Source organism: Rickettsiella massiliensis 20B (assembly GCF_000257395.1).
Taxonomy (GTDB): domain Bacteria; phylum Pseudomonadota; class Gammaproteobacteria; order Diplorickettsiales; family Diplorickettsiaceae; genus Diplorickettsia; species Diplorickettsia massiliensis.
Genome location: NZ_AJGC01000001.1, coordinates 507,061 through 526,356 on the forward strand (window position 1 = coordinate 507,061; position 19,296 = coordinate 526,356).

General features: G+C 34.4%; 20 protein-coding genes and 1 pseudogene. 8 read left to right on the plus strand and 13 right to left on the minus strand.

What is annotated here, in order from left to right; translation table 11 throughout:
• Positions 1-378: 378 nt before the first annotated feature.
• Positions 379-777, plus strand: coding sequence for an ankyrin repeat domain-containing protein (locus S3O_RS10940; RefSeq protein WP_010597562.1), 399 nt, complete (start codon positions 379-381; stop codon positions 775-777).
• An 839-nt stretch (positions 778-1,616) separates the two neighbouring features.
• Positions 1,617-3,407, plus strand: coding sequence for an ankyrin repeat domain-containing protein (locus tag S3O_RS10945; RefSeq protein ID WP_010597563.1), 1,791 nt, complete (start codon positions 1,617-1,619; stop codon positions 3,405-3,407).
• Here the strand turns inward: S3O_RS10945 and S3O_RS0102900 are convergent.
• On the minus strand, positions 3,328-4,278 hold the full coding sequence (locus S3O_RS0102900) for an ankyrin repeat domain-containing protein (protein ID WP_029463617.1): 951 nt from the start codon (positions 4,276-4,278) through the stop codon (positions 3,328-3,330). The two genes, S3O_RS10945 and S3O_RS0102900, sit on opposite strands and share 80 nt — an antisense overlap.
• A 1,076-nt stretch (positions 4,279-5,354) precedes the next feature.
• On the opposite strand from S3O_RS0102900, the gene S3O_RS0102905 reads away from it, so the two are divergent.
• Positions 5,355-6,263: an ankyrin repeat domain-containing protein gene (locus S3O_RS0102905; RefSeq protein ID WP_029463618.1), complete on the plus strand. Its 909-nt coding sequence runs from the start codon at positions 5,355-5,357 to the stop codon at positions 6,261-6,263.
• 1,047 nt (positions 6,264-7,310) lie between these two features.
• Here the strand turns inward: S3O_RS0102905 and S3O_RS0102915 are convergent.
• The 8 genes from S3O_RS0102915 to S3O_RS16265 form a co-directional block, all read right to left on the minus strand.
• Positions 7,311-8,273, minus strand: coding sequence for a hypothetical protein (locus S3O_RS0102915; protein WP_010597566.1), 963 nt, complete (start codon positions 8,271-8,273; stop codon positions 7,311-7,313).
• Positions 8,231-8,911 carry a hypothetical protein gene (locus tag S3O_RS0102920; protein WP_192805861.1) on the minus strand — a complete coding sequence of 227 codons (681 nt, stop codon included), beginning with the start codon at positions 8,909-8,911 and terminating at the stop codon, positions 8,231-8,233. The genes S3O_RS0102915 and S3O_RS0102920 overlap by 43 nt, the downstream gene beginning before the upstream one ends.
• A gap of 277 nt (positions 8,912-9,188) precedes the next feature.
• Positions 9,189-9,836, minus strand: a complete 648-nt coding sequence (locus S3O_RS0102925; RefSeq protein WP_010597568.1) for a hypothetical protein — start codon at positions 9,834-9,836, stop codon at positions 9,189-9,191.
• Between the two features lie 877 nt (positions 9,837-10,713).
• Complete coding sequence (locus tag S3O_RS0102935; protein WP_010597569.1) at positions 10,714-11,223, minus strand: hypothetical protein; 510 nt, start codon at positions 11,221-11,223, stop codon at positions 10,714-10,716.
• A 163-nt stretch (positions 11,224-11,386) separates the two neighbouring features.
• Positions 11,387-11,665: a hypothetical protein gene (locus tag S3O_RS0102940; protein ID WP_156792708.1), complete on the minus strand. Its 279-nt coding sequence runs from the start codon at positions 11,663-11,665 to the stop codon at positions 11,387-11,389.
• A 482-nt stretch (positions 11,666-12,147) separates the two neighbouring features.
• Positions 12,148-12,597, minus strand: coding sequence for a phage capsid protein (locus tag S3O_RS0102950; RefSeq protein ID WP_010597571.1), 450 nt, complete (start codon positions 12,595-12,597; stop codon positions 12,148-12,150).
• Positions 12,598-12,794: 197 nt separating this feature from the next.
• Positions 12,795-13,340 carry a hypothetical protein gene (locus S3O_RS17085; RefSeq protein ID WP_010597572.1) on the minus strand — a complete coding sequence of 182 codons (546 nt, stop codon included), beginning with the start codon at positions 13,338-13,340 and terminating at the stop codon, positions 12,795-12,797.
• 517 nt (positions 13,341-13,857) lie between these two features.
• The gene (locus S3O_RS16265; RefSeq protein ID WP_192805862.1) at positions 13,858-14,022 is read right to left on the minus strand and encodes a hypothetical protein; all 165 of its coding nucleotides are present in this window, start codon (positions 14,020-14,022) and stop codon (positions 13,858-13,860) included.
• Positions 14,023-14,167: 145 nt separating this feature from the next.
• Between S3O_RS16265 and S3O_RS18610 the strand changes: the two genes are divergently transcribed.
• Both S3O_RS18610 and S3O_RS18615 read left to right on the plus strand, forming a co-directional pair.
• Positions 14,168-14,497, plus strand: a complete 330-nt coding sequence (locus S3O_RS18610; protein ID WP_029463621.1) for a hypothetical protein — start codon at positions 14,168-14,170, stop codon at positions 14,495-14,497.
• A 47-nt stretch (positions 14,498-14,544) separates the two neighbouring features.
• Positions 14,545-14,859 carry a tyrosine-type recombinase/integrase gene (locus tag S3O_RS18615; RefSeq protein WP_029463622.1) on the plus strand — a complete coding sequence of 105 codons (315 nt, stop codon included), beginning with the start codon at positions 14,545-14,547 and terminating at the stop codon, positions 14,857-14,859.
• Between the two features lie 160 nt (positions 14,860-15,019).
• On the opposite strand, the gene S3O_RS17090 is transcribed toward S3O_RS18615, so the two are convergent.
• Complete coding sequence (locus S3O_RS17090) at positions 15,020-15,208, minus strand: hypothetical protein (protein ID WP_192805863.1); 189 nt, start codon at positions 15,206-15,208, stop codon at positions 15,020-15,022.
• Between the two features lie 32 nt (positions 15,209-15,240).
• Positions 15,241-15,687 carry an Rpn family recombination-promoting nuclease/putative transposase gene (locus S3O_RS15180; RefSeq protein WP_083827617.1) on the minus strand — a complete coding sequence of 149 codons (447 nt, stop codon included), beginning with the start codon at positions 15,685-15,687 and terminating at the stop codon, positions 15,241-15,243.
• Positions 15,688-16,005: 318 nt separating this feature from the next.
• Here S3O_RS15180 and S3O_RS0102985 point away from each other — a divergent pair, with 318 nt between their 5' ends.
• From S3O_RS0102985 to S3O_RS17095, 3 genes and pseudogenes are all read left to right on the plus strand, one after another.
• Positions 16,006-17,400: a hypothetical protein gene (locus tag S3O_RS0102985; RefSeq protein ID WP_033227238.1), complete on the plus strand. Its 1,395-nt coding sequence runs from the start codon at positions 16,006-16,008 to the stop codon at positions 17,398-17,400.
• Between the two features lie 113 nt (positions 17,401-17,513).
• Positions 17,514-17,672 (plus strand): annotated as a pseudogene (locus S3O_RS20625) (IS256 family transposase); the annotation flags it as partial.
• A 260-nt stretch (positions 17,673-17,932) separates the two neighbouring features.
• The gene (locus tag S3O_RS17095; RefSeq protein WP_156792711.1) at positions 17,933-18,109 is read left to right on the plus strand and encodes a hypothetical protein; all 177 of its coding nucleotides are present in this window, start codon (positions 17,933-17,935) and stop codon (positions 18,107-18,109) included.
• 220 nt (positions 18,110-18,329) lie between these two features.
• Here the strand turns inward: S3O_RS17095 and S3O_RS17100 are convergent, their stop codons facing one another.
• Both S3O_RS17100 and S3O_RS20310 read right to left on the minus strand, forming a co-directional pair.
• The gene (locus S3O_RS17100) at positions 18,330-18,947 is read right to left on the minus strand and encodes an Rpn family recombination-promoting nuclease/putative transposase (protein ID WP_010597575.1); all 618 of its coding nucleotides are present in this window, start codon (positions 18,945-18,947) and stop codon (positions 18,330-18,332) included.
• Complete coding sequence (locus S3O_RS20310; protein ID WP_408005658.1) at positions 18,839-19,264, minus strand: Rpn family recombination-promoting nuclease/putative transposase; 426 nt, start codon at positions 19,262-19,264, stop codon at positions 18,839-18,841. Before S3O_RS20310 ends, S3O_RS17100 begins: the two co-directional genes overlap by 109 nt.
• Positions 19,265-19,296: the final 32 nt, after the last annotated feature.

Genomic DNA, 19,296 nt, shown 5'->3' on the forward strand with positions numbered 1-19,296 from the left:
ACCCTTATATTCAGTAAATGCGTTTAAACAAAATCAGTAGTTTATAAATTATAAAAAAATAGTAATAAATCCTCCCTAATTCAACTGACCTCGTAAAGCCATAACCAAAAACCTTTAAGCTAAAGGCTTCTCTCCTCAAACGGCCTAAAAGTTAAGCATTTTATCTAAAAAAAATTAAGAGGCTCACTTGAAACTTTTATTTATAAAATAACAAACTGCTTCGACATGTGATTCCCTATCTACTTTTCTCGATACACTGAGTAAAGTAAATTTCAGTTAATTCAATAGAATTAATATTTACTTAATTTATTATAAGTTTAATATAAAAATATAAAATAAATTGATTATATTTTTATATAAAAAAAATAGAGGAACTCTATGTTCAAACTCGTAAAAACGCATGTCAATGTGCCTGGTTTGTGGGGAGAAATTACTCTACATCAAGCGACTGAAGGAAACTACATTAACACGGTCGAGCGGCATTTAAAAAACGGAGCGGGGGTTAATTCCCGTAATCAGTGGGGAGAAACCCCTCTTCATCTAGCCGCTACAGAGGGCCGCACAAAAATAGTCGAACTGCTTTTAAAAAAAGAGGCTGAAGTTGATTTTCGTTGTTATCACAATAAAGACACCGCCCTCCATCGAGCGGCTGCAAATGGCCACACGGAGACGGTTAAGCTTCTTTTAGAAAACGGAGCGGGAGTTAATTCGTGTAATAAATGGCGAGAAACGGCCCTAGACTTAGCTGTTAAGCGTCTTTTTTCACCCCACCGCTGACTCCATCCAGCGCATCTACAGGAAAATCATCAAGTTCACCTGAACGCCCACAAGTAAGTAATTGATCATTGTTTGGTTCGGCAACAGGGACGTTTGCTTTCTTTTTCGTCCTCCGCTTTAGCCTTTTCTTTAGAAGTGCTAATATCGACTTGATTCTGTAATGAAACTATTTAATAGACTCATTCAAATGAAACCCTCCTTTTAAAAACTTCCTTCATTTTTTTGAATTGTATAAAAGACGATTTTGCAAGCTGCAAAGACTACGAGATTAGAAATAATTAAAATATAACTGACACAACGTAATAAACATGCCTGGATGTCCATAATCAAAAAAATTTAAAAGAAGAAAGATAAAAAGTTTATCAAATAAATCCATGTGTCAAAAAAAATATATTTCTACAGATTATTTTTTCAAATCCAGTCTATCTATTAACACAATCGATTTATTATCACATAGAAAAAAAACGATACTCTCCGCACAGCAACCAAGTATCGCAACTAACATAAAATAAATAGTTCAAAAATAATTACGTTTATAATAAGTAACAAACCATAGTACATTTCGCTCGTAATGGCTAAAGGCGATGTAATTGGTATATTTTTTACTTGATACCGCTGTACGCTATTGAACACGAAATTCACATCGTCCAACCAATCAAACATTTCGATCTTTCGATAAACAGAAAAAAATAAATTCAACGATTGCCTATTTTATTTGTCTCAACACACTTAGCGAAATAGATTGAGAATGAATATTCAAATGATTTACTATCATAATAATAAATTAAAATAAAATAAATTTATTATAATTTTATATAAAATAACAATGGAGAAACTCTATGTTCAATTTTGAAAAAACTCATGTCAATGAGTCTAGTTTGTGGGGAGAGGTTACCCTGCATCAAGCAGCTGCAAATGGCGACACGGAGACGGTCCAGCGACGTTTAGAACACGGAGCGGACGTTAATTTGCGTAATCGGTGGGGAGAAACCCCTCTCCATCTAGCTGCTACATCGGGCCATACTAAAACCGTCCAGCTGCTTTTAAAAAATGGAGCTAAAGTTAATGTTTTTAACCTGAAGCGAGAAACTGCCCTCTATAACGCGGCTATACATGGCCACACGGAGACGGTCGAGCGGCTTTTAAAAAACGGAGCGGCAGTTAATTTTCGTAATCAGTGGGGAGAAACCGTGCTCCATCAAGTAGCTAAATGGGATTACACGGATATCGTGGAGCGGCTTTTAGAAAAGGGGGCTAAAGTTAATTTGCGTGATCAGAATGGAGAAACCGCTCTCCATCGAGCCGCTGAAGAGGGCTACACGGAGACGGTTCAGCGGCTTTTAGAAAAGGGGGCTAAAGTTAATTTGCGTGATCAGAATGGAGAAACCGCCCTCCATCGAGCCGCTGCATCCGCTCACAATCAAACTGCATGGAATCATACGGAGACGATCCAGCTGCTTTTAGAAAACAAAGCGGGGGTTAATTTGTGTAATTGGAAAGGAGAAACGTCTCTGCATCAAGCGGCTGCCAATGGTCACACAAAGACGATCGAGCGGCTTTTAAAAAATGGAGCGGAGGTTAATTTGTATAACCAGCGTGGGTATACCCCACTGTATTTAGCGACGGTATGGAATCATACGAAGGCGGTCCAGCGGCTTTTAGAACACGGAGCAGAGGTTAATTTTTTTTACCCGAATCGAGAAACCGTCCTCCATCGAGCCGCTGCATCGGGCACTACTAAGATAGTGCAGCGGCTTTTAAAACACGGAGCGGACGTTAATTTAGTTGACGAGAATCACAATACGGCCCTGTATTTAGCAGTTACATGGGGTTACACGGAAACAGTCGAGCGACTTTTAGAACACGGGGCAGAGGTTAATTTTCGTAATCAGTGGGGAGAAACCGCCCTCCATGCAGCGGCGGGATTGGGTCACACTGAAATAGTCCAGCGGCTTTTAGAAAACAAAACGAAGGTTAATGTTTGTAATCTGTGGGGGCAAACCGCCCTCCATCGAGCCGCGGAAGAGGGCCACACTGGGGCGGTCTTGTTTCTTTTAAAAAATGGCGCGGAGGTTAATTTAGTTGACCAGGATAACAATACGGCCCTGTATTTTATGGCTACATGGGGCCACACGAAGACCGTCCAGTGGCTTTTAGAACACGGAGCAGAAGTTAATTTTCGTAACCAGATGAAAAAAACCGCCCTCCATCAAGCAGCAGCAGAGGGCCACACTGAGACAGTCCAGCGGCTTTTAGAAAAAGGGGCTAAAGTTAATTTTCGTAACCAGATGAAAGAAACCGCCCTCCATAAAGCGGCTACAGCGGGTCACACAAAGATAGTCCAGCTTCTTTTAGAACACGGCGCGGGAGTTAATTCGTGTAATAAATGGCGAGAAACGGCCCTGGACTTAGCTGTTCAACGCAACCATTTTGAGGTAGCAAAAGAATTAATTAACGCTCATTTATTGAAAAATCCACAAACAGCAATACCCAACTCGATTCAAACTCATCGGGATTTATTATCTTATTGGAACCAATTTTCAGAAGAAATTAACCGCTGGGTATTGCTGTTTGTAGATTTTTCAATAAATGAGCGTCAATCAATTCTTTTGCTACATCAAAATGATTGAATTGAGCGGCTAAATCGAGGGCCGTATTGTTATCCTCGTTAACTAAATTAACTTCCGCTCCGTGTTCTAAAAGAAGCTTAACCGTCTCCGTGTGGTCCATTACTGCCGCTGCATGGAGAGCGGTTTCTCCACACTGATTACGAAAATTAACCTCTGCTCCGTGTTCTAAAAGTCGCTCGACCGTTTCCGTGTAACCCCATGTAACTGCTAAATTCAGGGCTGTATTGTGATTCTCGTCAACTAAATTAACGTCCGCTCCGTGTTCTAACAGAAGCTTAACCGTCTCCGTGTGACCCGCTGTAGCCGCTTGATGGAGGGCCGTTTCTCGCAATTTATTACACGAATTAACCTCCGCTCCGTGTTCTAAAAGAAGCTTAACCGTCTCCGTGTAACCCAATGCAGCCGCTTGATGCAGGGCGGATCTCTTGTTTTGATTACATAAATTAACTTCAGCTCTGTTTTTTAAAAGAAGCTGGACCGTTTCAGTATGATCCCAGGAAGCGGCTCGATGGAGAGGGGTTTCTTCCCACTGATTACGCGAATTAACCTCCGCTCCGTGTTCTAAAAGAAGCTTAACCGTCTCCGTGTGGCCATTTGCAGCCGCTCGATGGAGGGCGGTGTCCTTATTGTGATGACAACGAAAATCAACTTCAGCCTGCTTTTTTAAAAGCAGTTCGACTATTTTTGTGCAGCCCTCTGTAGCGGCTAGATGAAGAGGGGTTTCTCCCCACTGATTACGCGAATTAACCTCCGCTCCGTTTTTTAAACGTCGCTCGACTATTTTAGTATCGCCTTTTTCAGCGGCTCGATGGAGGTCCGTTTCTTCCCATAAATCACACATATTGATCTTATTTTTTTTGGAATCCAACATATCGTTTCTTTATTATTTTTATATAAAAAACTAATAATACTATATTATTAATATTAATTAATTATATAATAAATAAATTAAATAAATATTAACTCTTTTGAAAAAGATAAAATTTACTTTGCAAAACATATCGAGGAAATAAGATAAGAAAACTTTATAAATATAAAACAACAAAGTATTGGCTGGTAAATAAAGATAAATTGAGTGTTAAAGAAATAGATTAAACACTTAGGTAAACTTACTGGGTATTTACCATTAAAATCTATAAACATAAGTATTTTACAAATCTCACTGCTAATCGTGAAGCGAATGGTGTTAATAAAGAAAACGATCCATCCAAAATTAGAAGGAAGTTCTAAAATTTTAAACCATGCAGTAATTAATAGGTGAATGAGCGTGAGATGATATAGCTTGCAGCAGCACCTAAAATTAAATTACTCTCGGAAAACCTAAACCTAGGCCTTCCCAATCACACGAATTCCTAATTTAACTTGGAATAAAGTACAAGTACGTACAGAAATCACCTCATATGAGAGCGCATGATCTGAAGTAAACCCTTGCATCTGATTTAACTGGGACGCCAGAGAAATTCAAACTTATGGTCACTCCATTCGTGGCTAAGTACTTACATGGTAAGTCATTGAAAAAAAATTATTAATGGTGACAGTCATTATCCGACACACGAAGATATTCAGTGCCGACCCAGTAGATTGTGCTGAGCTTCGATCGTATCTGTGATACGTTAGCCGCATTTTGGTATTGTAAAGTCACTTCAGTATCAAATAATTGACAGACGGCCGCTGAACGATTCACTTCAAAAATAATAAAATCTGATAAATAACAGTTACATCAATTTAGCTATTATTTATCAGGTTACCTATATTTTAGAGCTAATAATACGATCAGTTAATCTAAAAAGGTAACCAAACGGAATTTTTAAATTGATCGCCTTATTCTATTTTCTACTAAAAAATCAAAAAGTATTTCTTATGTTATAATTATGCTAATCTAGAATTAGAAAAATTAATTAAACTATTAAAAATAATAAAAAATAAATTTCAAATTTGTTAATAATCATGTTTAAAAAAAAATATCGCACTGAAAGTTTTTATGATCTAAGATTTTTAGCCTCTACTCTAAGACTAGGGAAGGATGAAAATTTAAAAAAACTATGCGAGGAATTAGAAGATCTAAAGCAAGATTCCTCTCTTAATAGTAAGGATACTTTACTGTGCAAAACTAAATTTGAAAACTATATTATTCCTAAAACAAAAGAATTTTTAGCAAAAAATTTAATTTTACCTAATCAAACAGGTGATAAGTTTCTTGAAATTGTGCAAAAAAATCACTTCTTTAAAATAAGAAAACTACTTGAAGTGTATAAAATTTATTCAAAAGAAAAAACTTTTAGTACTCATCAATCTTTCTTTTCGAACTCTCAAAAAAATACAAATGAACTATTAACGCAGATCATTAAAAAAGGGAATTTAAATGAAATTAAAGATTTTATGGAAACGAGAATTGAGACGAATGATAAATGGGTCAACGCATTCCATGCAGCGGTTCTTTATGAGCAGATAAGCACTATAAAATGGCTTTTAAAACGAGGAGCGATTGGCGTAACAAAAAGTGCTGAAACAACATTATTAAATATGGCGACCCGTTTAGAAAATATAAAAATTATAGCATTACTTTTAATGTATGGATTTGATGTTAATGGGATGAGTAAAAATAGAATTACGCCATTAGAGATCGCTATCGAGCAAAAAAACATCAAAATCATTAAATTACTTTTAGCTTACGACGCAAAAGTTAACCTATTAGGAAAAGAAACACTCAAAGTACTCTATCTAGACTCAGAAAATAATATCAAGGAATTAATTAAAAATGCTAGAACTTATTATATAAAAGAGGATGAAGATATACGGAATCTAAATGAAGTTAAACCGTCAAATCAATATAGATGTATAAAATATAGAAGTTAATTTTTTATTTTTTTGACCTTCGTTTTGTAATTTCATTAATAATGATACTAGTATAAAGTTTTCTTCTATTTAGTCGTTCTATTGCTGCGCTTGAATTTTAGAAAACTGTCTTTGTAAACTGACCGGTTTGGCAGTAGTAACTCAACCTTATCTTTGCGCTCGGATAATGAAATAGATTTAGGTACTTGATCATTTTCTGGCCCGAAAAAGATTGTTAGTTTTTCTTGTAAAATTTTATTTTTATTAAATAACGTTGATCTCTTTTTATAGACTTTTTCTAACGCTTACACGAGTTTATATATTTACCGGCATAGAATTTGGATGGTGTATCCGTTGCTTAGGCCAATAATTTTGTTCCCTTTCCTTTTGAGGGTGTGTTTGAATCAGGATTTAGAGAAAACGACGCATTATTCTAATACTGAACTAATGAATTTAACTGAAGCAGGGAATAAGGTACGTAACATCAATCAAAAATATCATTTAACCCTGTTAAGGAGGCCTTTTACTAGGATGAAGATCAAAGCCCCACAGCCCCACATACAGATAATTTTAGGAAAATTTAATTGAAGTTAACTTATTCTAATTATATTAATATGTAGATTCTACCTTAGACTTTTTTCGCTTTGTTTCAATGATTTCAATATATTTTAATCATAATTCTATTGTCTGCTCCCCTCCTCAACACCGACTATGAAGAACTCTTCTTTGACGTCGCATGAATTTTATCTCATCGTTTAGGCGAGCAGGTTGATTTCAAATGAAGATCGTTTTTCGGTTTTAATGAATTTAAAAAAAACCAAAATTTTTTCATGATAGCGCTAACGTGAATTGTTTCTCGCTGTAGTTTTAAAGCAAGGGAGTAAGCATTATATACGTGTTCATATTGCCGAATGTGATATAGTTGTTCACCAATATCCACGACTATTTTTTTAGCGCCTACGGCGCTAATCAAAGATTTATGGCAATTTGGATGTAAATCATTAAAAACTACCCTAAAGCTATAATCAGAGAATTGAACCTTAGATAACTCTGGAGACAGTTTAGTGATTAAAAATTAATAAAATCGTCTGGGTGATTTTTAGAAAAGTGAGTTAAAGGAAGATCGTTACTGCCAATAATAATTTTGGCTAGAGTTTCATGTAGTTCACTCTTATCTAATAACTCAACTAAATTAATAACACCCACAGAGGATAGTTTACTCAAAATTCGAGGATTTATTATTTCTTTTTTAAGTATCTTCTCTAATCCACCAAATAAATCAATAGACGCCTGATAATAGACTTCAGGTAAGCAATCTATTAAGGTATTAAAAAGCCTTTTTTCGCCAACAGAAGTTTTAAGCACTTCTATAATTTCTTTTTCTTTTAAGAGCGCCACTAATTGTGGCAAAGCATTGTAACCTGAAAAAAATTCAAATAGTTTAGTTAAACTATAGTCACTTTTAATTAACTCTATAAACGTTTTTTCCTTTAATAAGAAATTTATAAAGCGATCACGATAGGAGTTATCTTCAATTAAACTTAAGAATGTTTCAAAAGAGTCAAAATAGGTGAATTGTTCAGAAATCTTTACATTTGAGTTAATCATATATTGACTAAGAAGATCTACTACGCTAGGTAAGTAATTCATTAAATATTTGATATTATACTTACATAAACTCAATACTTTTTTGCAACTAAACTTATTAAAAAAAGTGATACGATCTTCAGTATTCAAATCGGATAATATCTCTATAATATCTTCATCGTTCAATGCTTCTAATTGTTGGTCACTTTTATAGATAAAGGTCAAAATAAATTTAAGTCGCAATGTGTGAGGAATACAGTACAATATATTTCTAAATTCAAAATAATTTTTTTGTTCTAACTTATCGATTAGTTTGTCAGATAAGTCATTTATAAAACTCCATTGCACTTCTTCTGAAAAAAGCTTAGCTATAGACTTTATTACATACAAGTTATCCTTTATCACGTCGATAATTTGACTTTTATATTTACAATAAAATTCCAAGCGTTTATCGCTCGGAAGGAATACATAAAAATTTCTATTAGTTTACTATCACATTCTGGAAATTTTAAATTCATTAAAAAATCATAACGTTCTTTTTCGGGTAAAAGAATAAGCAGCACCGCTAATTGATAACTATTGCTCAGTTTATGATACGCTTTTTCTATAATTGGCTTTCGTTTGTCTTCGGGCACGTATAAAAGCTTATAAGCAAACTGATAAAAAGAAAACTTCTCCTCCTTTAATTGAGAATAAAAAACGTCTTGGTCAAAAATTTGGTTTGGGTTATTTTCAACTATGACTATTTTCTTAAAGAAAAGTAATAAATAGAAATCTAATTTTATATTAAAATCTAAATACTTAGCTAAATAAGTCTTAATGTTTTTCCATGTGAACTTCATGGAGTGCGTTAAAAACGCTTCCAGGTTTTTGGGGTCGATGTTAGGCTCAAACTTTACACTAAAGGGGTATCTTTTATAACTAGGAGAAGCACGTAGTAGCCAGGATATATATGATCTTATGCTCTCTATTGTCTCCTTCCCTTCAAATATATTGGGTACGATATAACGATTGAAGGCCTCAAACGTTAGAACCTTCGAATATTGAACCTCAACAATAGGAATGATATTGGGATTTGACACCATTAACTCCAGTGTTTTATCCCCTCGACCCACAGCTACTTCCTGTGCGATCCAAAATAAGCTTTCATAGTCACTGGAAGGTAACGGATAATTTAAAGCTACTTTTATCTTTTTATACTTCGCATGAGTTGAAAATTTATCTTCAGTAACCGTACCCTCGTTGTCAAGGAACTGAAGCTCGGAACAATAATTTTTAAGTAGCGCAATCAATGCTTTTTTTTCAGAGAGTTCAAGGTTAGTATGAAAAATAATATTTTGATACTTATCAGCCAGCTCACTAACTAGAATAGATGTTATTATATATGGGAACGATCAAAGTTTCTTGAAGAAATTGTGAATATTTTTCTCTTGAGTTTGTTGCTAACAAAAAATTATGATACTTAATGTCTTCCAGTGAAGCTAATAATGCTTCAGACGAAACGGAACGAGGAGACTTCAAAAGAAAACCGTGACTGGCCTCGTGTAACCCCATACTAAAGATTAATTTATTAAAATCTATAGAGCTTATTTCTCGATAATCTTTAAAAAATGATGCGGCTTCATGCTCCGGAAAATGTAAAATTGGCAATGAGTTGATAAATTGATTATCAGTAACATAAAAAGGAGTGGATACAACAATAATTCCCATTATATCTTTAAAAGAAAGTAGGCAATCGTCTATATCTTTAAAAGATATTAAACGAGCGTCTTCTTTTTCTTTAGTTGGGTTATCTAAGAGTCTCCAACTAAAATGAGGCAAGGAATTATATCCCTGTAGATCTTGTTTTAAGAGTTCACAATTATGTACACTCGAATCATAAATCACTACACCAAAGAGTTTGATTGAAGAACCGTAGCTTTCTAACAATCGATTGACTACATCTTTAAAATGGCCAAAATCGCCTAACCCATCCTGCCATATATTACAATAGACTACAATATTCAATTAATTCACTCTTTTTTTATCAAAAAAAAATATAATTAATGAATTATATTTAACAAATATTAAATAAGCCTTAAGATCGGCATTGGCTCATGGAGAAAGGGTATCAGGTAGGTTTTTATATAGAATAAACTTGGGGCTGATGAAGAAAAAATTGTAGCCAACTTAGCTAAGTTATTGAAAAATAATTTTAATTTGACACGCCCAGAGAAACTCAAACTCTCGACCCCCAGTTGGGGGTGGCGAATTTTAATAGAAAAAACAATTAATAATGAATATCTTAATTTTATTGCGGGAAAAGTCTAAACAGTACCGATTATCCCGGGCTCAATGAAGAAAAGTACGCCTTAGCGATTGCTTCTCTCGAAAACCAAGACATGGATGTGCATAATCTTGAAGTATGGACTTGAACACTGCCCATTGTTAAAACTTTCATTGTATAATGACCAACAGATTTCTAATTTTTTCTACAATGAGGTTAAACCGTTAATGAATCATAAAGTCCAGGTCTATTTGGATATTGGTTTTCGTTTTTTAGGTGAAAATGGCATTAAAAATATTCCACCATACACTAGGATGCCTGGGTACAATGGCTGTAACCGCATATTACACCAGCATTACTTGCCCTTCATAACCAATAACCGCTGGAATTGTTAATCACCCGAACAACGGGTGTCAAAATCATTCAATCCCATGGTACGGCCTTGATCACCGTCAATTAAAAATTGGCAAAGAACTCTTTTAAGAGAACCCTATGCCAAGTAAACCCAACATCTCTCATTTTATTATCTTAACACCTGTAACTGAAAGTCTTCTGGTACAGCAACCGCTTTATTTTTAGCCAACACAAAAGATAAAGAAAAGGTTATTCCCTAAGCGATTAGGTCAATGATCTGTATATCCGAAAAAAAATTAAAGACTTCGATGTCATGATCATTAAGTATAAGTCTGGCAAACACGATCGCTGAGAAGCTTTTTTCTCTCTTCTATTTACGTATAGCCAGCAATTGCAAGAAGCTGCTGAACGTATAGCATTGATCTTAATGAAATCGTTCACGCGCGCAGCGGATTTGGCATGGGTTTTAGAGTGATCGAGAATGTTATCAAAGTGATACAGCGTTTTTTCACCACCACCCATCACGGTTTTAAGATGGTAATTATAGGTTGGTACTTGCACATTGGTTTCGTTCAGCGGGGTAACACGAATATCGGTCGGTGCAAAACCACTGTGACTCATTTCGAGTAAATCAGACACCGGCACATTTAAATGTGTACCGCGTAAACCATGGCGTGCTTCGATCGTAGCTTTGAGTTTAGATAAATTTTGATATTGTTGCGTGACTTCCGTATTAAATAGCTGACACGCGGCTTCGTAACTGATTTCGGACATAAATAACCTGATAAATAAAAATTAATTCATTAATTTCATTTATCAGGTTACCTAACAGAACGTAGGGCTGATAATGCGTTCGACCTCTCTAAAAAGGTGACCGAATGGGCTTTTTAGATGGATAGGTTTATTATAGTTCCTGCCTATAGAACTTACAGGTACTTTATCTAGGCTGTTTTACTATCGTAGTGGGTTGGTAAACTGCTGAAGGGTCTATAGGTTTTTCTTCTGGGTTATTCCAAAAACACATCCAATTACTGAATCTAGCCAAACAATTTGGGTATTTATTTTCAACAAGAGGTAAATCTACTATTTCGCTTGAAAGTACTTCAATCTCATCTTTTGAGACTGTTTTGTTAGGTGCTTTTGTAATTACGTTGGTTTCATTTTGATTGAGTTTAAAGTAATTTGGTTCTTTATCTTTCTTTTTTGGAGTATTCATTAGCATCATTTCTGATTACTTATAGTGGAACCAATATCATACCTTAGTTTTACAAGTTAATAATACCTTAAGCGTTGATTAATATACTTAATAAAAATTTAGGCTACTATGAGATTATTTATGAAATATAATAATAAACCTAACAAGCTAATCCCTGCTGAGGAAGTTGAAATAGAAATCGATCCCTCTTTTGTTGAAGGAGTTAAAAATTTTGCTTTTAAATAAAGCAAAAAATTATTTTTTCCTCGCCTCAGCCACTTCATTAGCGAAGTTAATATACCATTTCCGATTTTTCTCCGTTGAATTTTGGTGATACTCGTTTGAGATTTTAGCTAAGGCTTCTTTGGCATCTTCCGGGGCAGAAAAGCTAGCCCGTTGGTTAATTGAGACCAGGCACTTGCTGATCGTTATACAATAAGGGTTTTAACAGCGCTGGTGTCCAGCTCGATACTTCTAGATTATGCACATCCATACCCTGACTTTTATTTCTCTTCATTCAATCCGGTGTTAATACCTACATTCACCGGTACGGTATAGATTTTTCCAGCAATAAAGTCAGGATCACTGAAGATCGCATTGATCTTAATGAAATCGTTCAATCGCGCGGCAGCTTTAGCATGGGTTTTAGAGTGATCAAGGATCTTGTCAAAGTTATACAGTGTTTTTTCACTACCGCCGATCACAGTTTTAAGATGGTAATTATAGGTCGGTACTTGCACATTGGTTTCGTTAAGTGGGGTAACACGAATATCGGTCGGTGCAAAACCACTTTGACTCATTTCGAGTAAATCAGACACTGGCACATTTAAATGTGTACCACGTAAACCATGGCGTTCTTCGATGGTATCTTTGAGTTTAGATAAATTTTGGTATTGCTGCGTAACTTCGGTGTTAAACATCTGACACGCGGCTTCATAACTAATTTCGGACATAAAGAAACCTGATAAATAAATTAATTCAATAATTTTATCTATCAGGTTGCCTAACAGAACTCAGGGCTGATAATGTACTCGACCTCTCTAAAAAGGTAGCCTTACGGGCTTTTTAGATTGATAGCTCCAGTTTATTATGGGTACTAAAAAAGACAAGTACTTTACTTAGTATTTTTTATTTATAAAAAAACTTATAGCTATCCTAGTTTGTATACACTAGTGCTTGTTTTTTCTACTTGGTCATTTGTAACTTCAGGTTTAATTTCATGCCAGCTATGTTCATATTGTATATCAACATTTCCACCATTAGTTTGAAAGCCAAATGTTTTAATTTGAAGTTGTTCATTTAGTTTCATTCTATCTTCGAACGATAATCTGAAAAACTGAGAACGGCCACCTTCTTTGCTTTGTAATGGTGTGTTTGTGATTACATCGCATATTATTGTATAAATATAATGTGGTGCCTTTTTAAGCAAAGGGTAGGAGCCTTCAAACCGGTCTTTTGAAAGCGTATGAATTTCTAGTAATTTATTTATTCCTGCTTGACTAACCGCCATAATAGCATTTTCAAACGGTACTATACCGGAGTAATCATAAGATTTTTTATCATTTTCTCCAAGTAAAAAACCTTGTTCCGCACTGACTTTCCCCAGTTTTCTTCCATTTTTAGGAAAGACGTCAAGATCAAGATAAATTAAAGCCTCGTTTAAGCTTAATAAAGCTAATAAGAAAGCATTACGCATGCTATCTATTTCTACCGCAAAAGATACTCTTTCTTCAATAGGGATTGAATATAACGTTCTAAAATAATTAGAAAAAGTATATTTATTTAATGGAGTTTTCCAATCTAGTCGTGAATCAAAAGAAAAATCATAATCAGATAGATTTAATTCATTAAAATCTATAATTTGGATATTTTGGTTAGGATTAAATTTTTTGTCAGATATTTTTTTGTCTAATTCTTCGCGTTGCGTAGACTTAAACCCACTTCCATTAATTACAAGGGTAGATTAATCTGGTATCTTCGAGCTTTGCCCAGGTAAATATTCTATTCAGCTTTTCTTCGGGTATCATATCCCCACGATTTCTGGGAAGCCATTGAAAAACCAAAGGTGTCGTTTCGGTAAAGGTGTGTTGAGAACCAGGTTTTATCTTTACCCCATTATAATTATTATAGTTATTCATAAGATACCCATTTTAAAATCGATATCTTAAATGAATAAAATTAAGGTTTTATTAAAGTAGAAACTATTTTTTACGTTACTTTTTAACCCTCGCTTCCGCCACTTCATTCGCAAACTTAATATACCGCTGTCGATTTTTCTCAGTCGGATTTTGGTGATATTCATCTGAGATTTTAGCTAATGCTTCTTTGGCCTCTTCGGGGTCAGAGAAACTGGCTCGTTGGTTATTGAGACCGGGCACTTGTGCATTGAGTAACTGGTTTCAATGTTTTAAAGCGTCATTCATCGCGTTTTCGTCTCCTAAAAGTGTAGTTAGCACGGGGTGACGTAAAGTAAAGGGATAGTTTTTTCTAAAATAATCTGTTATAGATAATTTTATAGGGGATTTGCCTTTAGATAATGCCCATATAGGCACATTACAAATGTATATTGATTCGCGGAAGAAAGATAAAGTAAAAAAGAAAACTATTAACCAGGAATTGGAAATATTACACCGCATTTTAAATCGTGCAGCGAGTGAATGGCTAGATAAGAAGGGTATGACATGGCTTGCGACAGGACCTAAAATTAAGCTTTTGCCTGAAACGGACAAACATAAACCTTTTCCAATTAATTTGCTGAGTTGCCTCTTCATTTGCGAAGAATGGCACTTTTTGCGGTTAATACGGATTGTCGGGATAAAGAAATTTGTCGACGCCAAGGGGATTAGGAAATAAAAATACCGGAGTTAAATACCAGTGTTTTTATTATTCCTGGAGAGAAAGTGAAAAATGGACAAGACCGGCTCGTGGTGTTAAATCACATAGCTGCCCAAGTAGTCCAAGAAGTGAGGGGATTGCACCCTATCTACGTGTTTACGTATCAAGGAAATTGTCTCACTCGGATGTTAAATTCTGCTTGGGTCAAAGCACGCAAAAGAGCAGGATTGTCTCAAGTACGAGTACATGATTTAAAGCACACATTTGGGAGGCGGTTACGTTCGGCGGGTGTAGGCTTTGAGGATCGGCAGGATTTGTTATGCCATAAAAGTGGACGCATCACAACCCACTATTCACAAGTTGAATTGGTTAACTTTTGATCCAAGCAGCAAATAAAGTGTTCGATATGAAACAAGAACCGCACTTGACGTTGCTTAGAATGAACCCAAACAATGAATGTCGCGTAAAAGTCGCGCCCAAAATTTTATTGGTTTAAAAAAAGAATTGAAGATAAGTCATAGAAGAAAATACTTTTCTCTTTTATAAAGAATTAGCATCTTCAAGTTCAGTTAAAACTAGATCAGGCAATTTAGTAACTTTTTTTACTAGCTCTAAAGATACACCTTCCGCTAGAAGATTTTTAGCCATTTCATACCGCTCCTCTTGGCGACCTTGTTGTTTCAGTTGTTGTGGTGCTGTATTCATGGCCTCAAGATTCTTCGAGCTCAAGTAATTCTTGTTCAGAAATACCACTTGCTGATTTAATAGTTACCAAGGGAACATTCCGTTTTAATAAATTTCTTACAAACGCTAAAACCTCTTGACGGCCTAGGCTCTAGGCCTTGCTGGAGACCTTCTTGTTTTAGCTGATATGCCAAAGTCACAATATCCTCTCTGAAGTTAGGTAGCGCTTCTGCTAAGTTTGAATAAAATTTTTTAAAATTCTTAGATTCGCTCTCTTGACTAATATAATATAGCAAACTTTTAAATTGTTCATATATTATGAATTGCTTAGCCACCTGTAAAGCTATATCTTGTATAAATTCTAATGCATCCCTATTATAGATATTCTTTTGAGTTAGCTCTAATATGACCATTCCCCTGTGGGTACGTAATTCTTCATCAGGAATCACGGTAATATCAATGAGTGGATATGGTTTTAAGAATGTTTCTTGAGCTAGCTCTTTATTTTTAAAGCAAGCCAGGATATTTTTGTATTGTAAGGATAAGGACTTTTTTTGCCTCTATAAAAATAACTATGGGTAAGGTTTTGTTCCTTGGTCTAAATCCTGCTTCATGATGGCTATTTTATATCACAACAGTTTAAATGGCGTGAGCTTATTGGGAATGGTTTCATGCTCAATGAGAGTATAAATGTAGCTTTCCGATTCTGTTTCTCGGATAATAATTAGTTTACTTTGTATTCAATTGTTCTATTTCAGCTGAATTTTAGTGGTATATTTAAGAATTATTTAATATTTCTGTGTTATCTTCGCCCTACGATATTCAAAATACTAATAAATGATATGGGCACCATGCGCGCGGATAAAGATATTATATATATTTGGGTAAATAAAACAGAGTTTATCTATAACACAAAAGACTTTCCTTTTTTACAAAACATTATTTCTCATGCTGTTTCTGGGAGAAACATCCATATTATTATTTATCAATCATCTAATTTAGATCAACTTGATAAAAACATTCAAGGGCTGCAAACAAACTTATTGTCTGCCAACTTGAAAAACATTTATATATATAAATTAGAAGCATTATTTTCTAATCAACCTGAGCTCGTACAACTTGTTTCTAATTTATTAGAAAATTGTAAATCATTAGCTAACCCAATTGATTTGGTTAAAGTAATGATAGGGGCAAATTTGGAAAAACTTAAACTAAATCAAGGTTTGTTAGCGGATATGGATTGTATCATTCCAGAGAACATAATATTAGACACCCCCTCTTTAAGTATTTTTCCTTTAATTGATGAGAAGCTAGAATTTGAGAGAGATTATGCTGGTATTATAAATTGCTATATAGAAAATGGTTTTTCATTAGTTTTTCATAGAAAAAATAAAGTATTTAATGAAATATTAAACGAAATTATCGCTAAAAATTTAGATTATTTTTATGAAAAACCTAACGATGCAGTCTATTCTATTTATGTTGAAAAATTGATCCAATACTTTACGAAAAGTGAAGAAATCAACGACCAATTAATGAAAAAATATAGACAATTTTCTGATTTACCAGAATCAGTTAAAATCGAATTGGCTAATCCATTACAAGATATAATCTACATGAGAGGAGGCAGCTGGGGTGAAAAGACAAAAAATGCTGCAAAACAAAATATACCACTAGTCTTCATGGCAGGATCTCAACCAGTTTATCCTTTTGAATTAGATAATTTAAGTACAAATGTACTTTTTCATAGATTAGATAATGCACTCCTGTTATTAAAAAAATTGGTAAAAAAAGGATGGGATGTTAATGAAAAATTAGAATGGATTAATGATCTACAAGAAAAAGAAAGTATTGTATATCATTTACTAGAGCGTAATTCAAAAGTGCAAGGAGACAAACTAAAAACCGCATGCAATATTGTTATGTTTCTTATGCAAAACGGATTAAAAGCGGATGATAAACTTTTAAGCTTTTTTAAGAAAATTTATGAGCCAAAAGAACTAAGTAAATCTAAGGAATTAAGAGAAGCCTTTAAAGAATATGCTCGAGTATTTGCTAATACATACAGATTAAATTACGGCCAGATGTTGTTTAATACTAATATTGATAAAGCTACGAATGATGACAAAAGTCAGTCTCTCTTTGTTGCTCCAAAATGCTCATTTTTTAAGCAAGATGGTCAAGAAAGTAGTAAATTATCTGCAACAGTCAGTATCCCTGCCAACTATCAAATGTAATAGAATCTTGCATATTAGTTAGATATTTTAACGAACAATAACTCTAAAGGTTGGCTCATAAGAATATGAAAAGTAAGCAATTACTTTATCCAGTAAAAGAAGTAAATTTTTAAGGTGCTTTTACGAGTGAAAACGCCTTACTTAAATTAATTTACTGTGCCGGTCAAAAAATACTATAAAAATAATGGTATCAACCTATTCATAATTGCTCTTTAATCGCCTCTCAGCTACAAATATTTTTTGATGGCCAATTAAAGTTACAGCTACGCTAATTTATGCCTGACACAGTTTAATGAATGCTCTCTTAAATTTCAGATAATTCGAATCTATTTCTTATTGAACTTGATGTTTAGTTGAAAACAAAGAGAGTTACACATGTGAAACCCTCTTTGTCATTTTGAATAATTTAGTGTTTTTTTGACCAAATCCATTACTTCATTTTCAGGTAGGCCGGTTAGCTTTTGGATAGCTTTCATAGAGTGCTAGAATACCCTACCACTTTCTGGCCACAATCAAACCTGGAGCTTTGATCATGGTTGCTCAAAGAATAAATCGATCTGACTTTGAATACAAATTAAGAGAAGAAGACATTCAACACTATCTTAGCTTAGGGGCAGATGCAGTTTTAATTAAGCCCTATTATTATGAAAAAATCATAAATAAATATTACTCACCAAAGAGCGAGGAATTAATTTTTAAAAAAAAGTAAATTATATTTAGGATAACAAGGGCTATTTTAAATATAAGAGCTATCGTTAATCAATGGCTGATCATTTCTAACTCATTCAACTAAATACTTTATTTGGTATAAAAACTAACAACTAATAAGATACTTTTGGTGTTCCTTTAGGTCTATTGTCGTCGATCTAGCCAATTATTAAAGTTTTTCAAAATATATTTATTATATATTCTTCAAAAAGGCGTATATATTAGTTTTCTAGATTAACTAAATCTTGGTCAGATAAGCCAGTCATTTCTTTAATAAATTCATGGTCAAGTCTTTTAGCTAGCATATTTTTAGCAATTTCTAGAGCTTCTTCATGTCGACCCTGCTGTTTTAATTGTTCTGAAAAAGTCCCCATAAATTCTTGCTTGTACTCTTCTTTTAGCTGTTGGGCAAAAGTCATAATCGTTCTCCTAGCTGGCTCTTCTGGGAAAGCCTGTATTAATTCTTTAATCAGATGTTGAGCGGCCTGTGGCTCGTTCTCATCCTGAGTAGTATTTACTATATAGTTTAACATATCCGTAAGATAGGAAATATTAAGCTGTTTAACTACAGTTTGAACAAGCTGGTTTTGCAGCATTTTTCTCATAATCGACATGAAGTTCTTAGCTCGATGGTGTTTAAACAGCATTTCCATTAAAGCTGCTAAGCCATGACGGGCAATATCCTTATCTAAAAGGACTGTAAGGTCTATAAGCTTAAAGGGTTTAAAAGCTACCGTACGGGCAAATTCCGGGTCCTCAAAGTTATTGTAAATGTCAGTCGAATGGGGATAGGGTGATATTTCTCCATGATAAATACAAAGCGGCAAAATAATAGGCAATTTTTTATTGCCTTGTTGGAGATGTTCATAACTAAGGGAAACAATGTAGTGCAGCAGTAGTGCAGCAAGCGAAAGGCCATTAATTCATCTTTAGCCGTTGATTCATGCTCCACTAAGAAAAATAGATAGCCTGGTTTTTGATTGATTTGGCATTTATAAATGATGTCACTATGAATTTCACGAAGTTCAGGAACAATAAAGCTTTTCTCAGTTAGCTGGAGAGTATTGATATTTAAGGCTTTATAAATCTCTTTTTCTAAGTGTGCTTTTAGAAAATCTATAGCTACTTTTTTTCTTTTAGGTTTCGTTTGAAAAATTTGTCATGAGGTTGATGAATAGTAATAGTCAC

Excerpts from the sequence above, each read along its gene's own strand:
- S3O_RS10940 (WP_010597562.1), top strand. The coding sequence starts at position 379 with ATGTTCAAACTCGTAAAAACGCATGTCAATGTGCCTGGTTTGTGGGGA.
- S3O_RS10945 (WP_010597563.1), top strand. The coding sequence starts at position 1,617 with ATGTTCAATTTTGAAAAAACTCATGTCAATGAGTCTAGTTTGTGGGGA.
- S3O_RS0102900 (WP_029463617.1), bottom strand. The coding sequence starts at position 4,278 with ATGTTGGATTCCAAAAAAAATAAGATCAATATGTGTGATTTATGGGAA.
- S3O_RS0102905 (WP_029463618.1), top strand. The coding sequence starts at position 5,355 with ATGTTTAAAAAAAAATATCGCACTGAAAGTTTTTATGATCTAAGATTT.
- S3O_RS0102935 (WP_010597569.1), bottom strand. The coding sequence starts at position 11,223 with ATGTCCGAAATCAGTTACGAAGCCGCGTGTCAGCTATTTAATACGGAA.
- S3O_RS0102940 (WP_156792708.1), bottom strand. The coding sequence starts at position 11,665 with ATGAATACTCCAAAAAAGAAAGATAAAGAACCAAATTACTTTAAACTC.
- S3O_RS0102950 (WP_010597571.1), bottom strand. The coding sequence starts at position 12,597 with ATGTCCGAAATTAGTTATGAAGCCGCGTGTCAGATGTTTAACACCGAA.
- S3O_RS17085 (WP_010597572.1), bottom strand. The coding sequence starts at position 13,340 with ATGCGTAATGCTTTCTTATTAGCTTTATTAAGCTTAAACGAGGCTTTA.
- S3O_RS0102985 (WP_033227238.1), top strand. The coding sequence starts at position 16,006 with ATGGGCACCATGCGCGCGGATAAAGATATTATATATATTTGGGTAAAT.
- S3O_RS17095 (WP_156792711.1), top strand. The coding sequence starts at position 17,933 with ATGGTTGCTCAAAGAATAAATCGATCTGACTTTGAATACAAATTAAGA.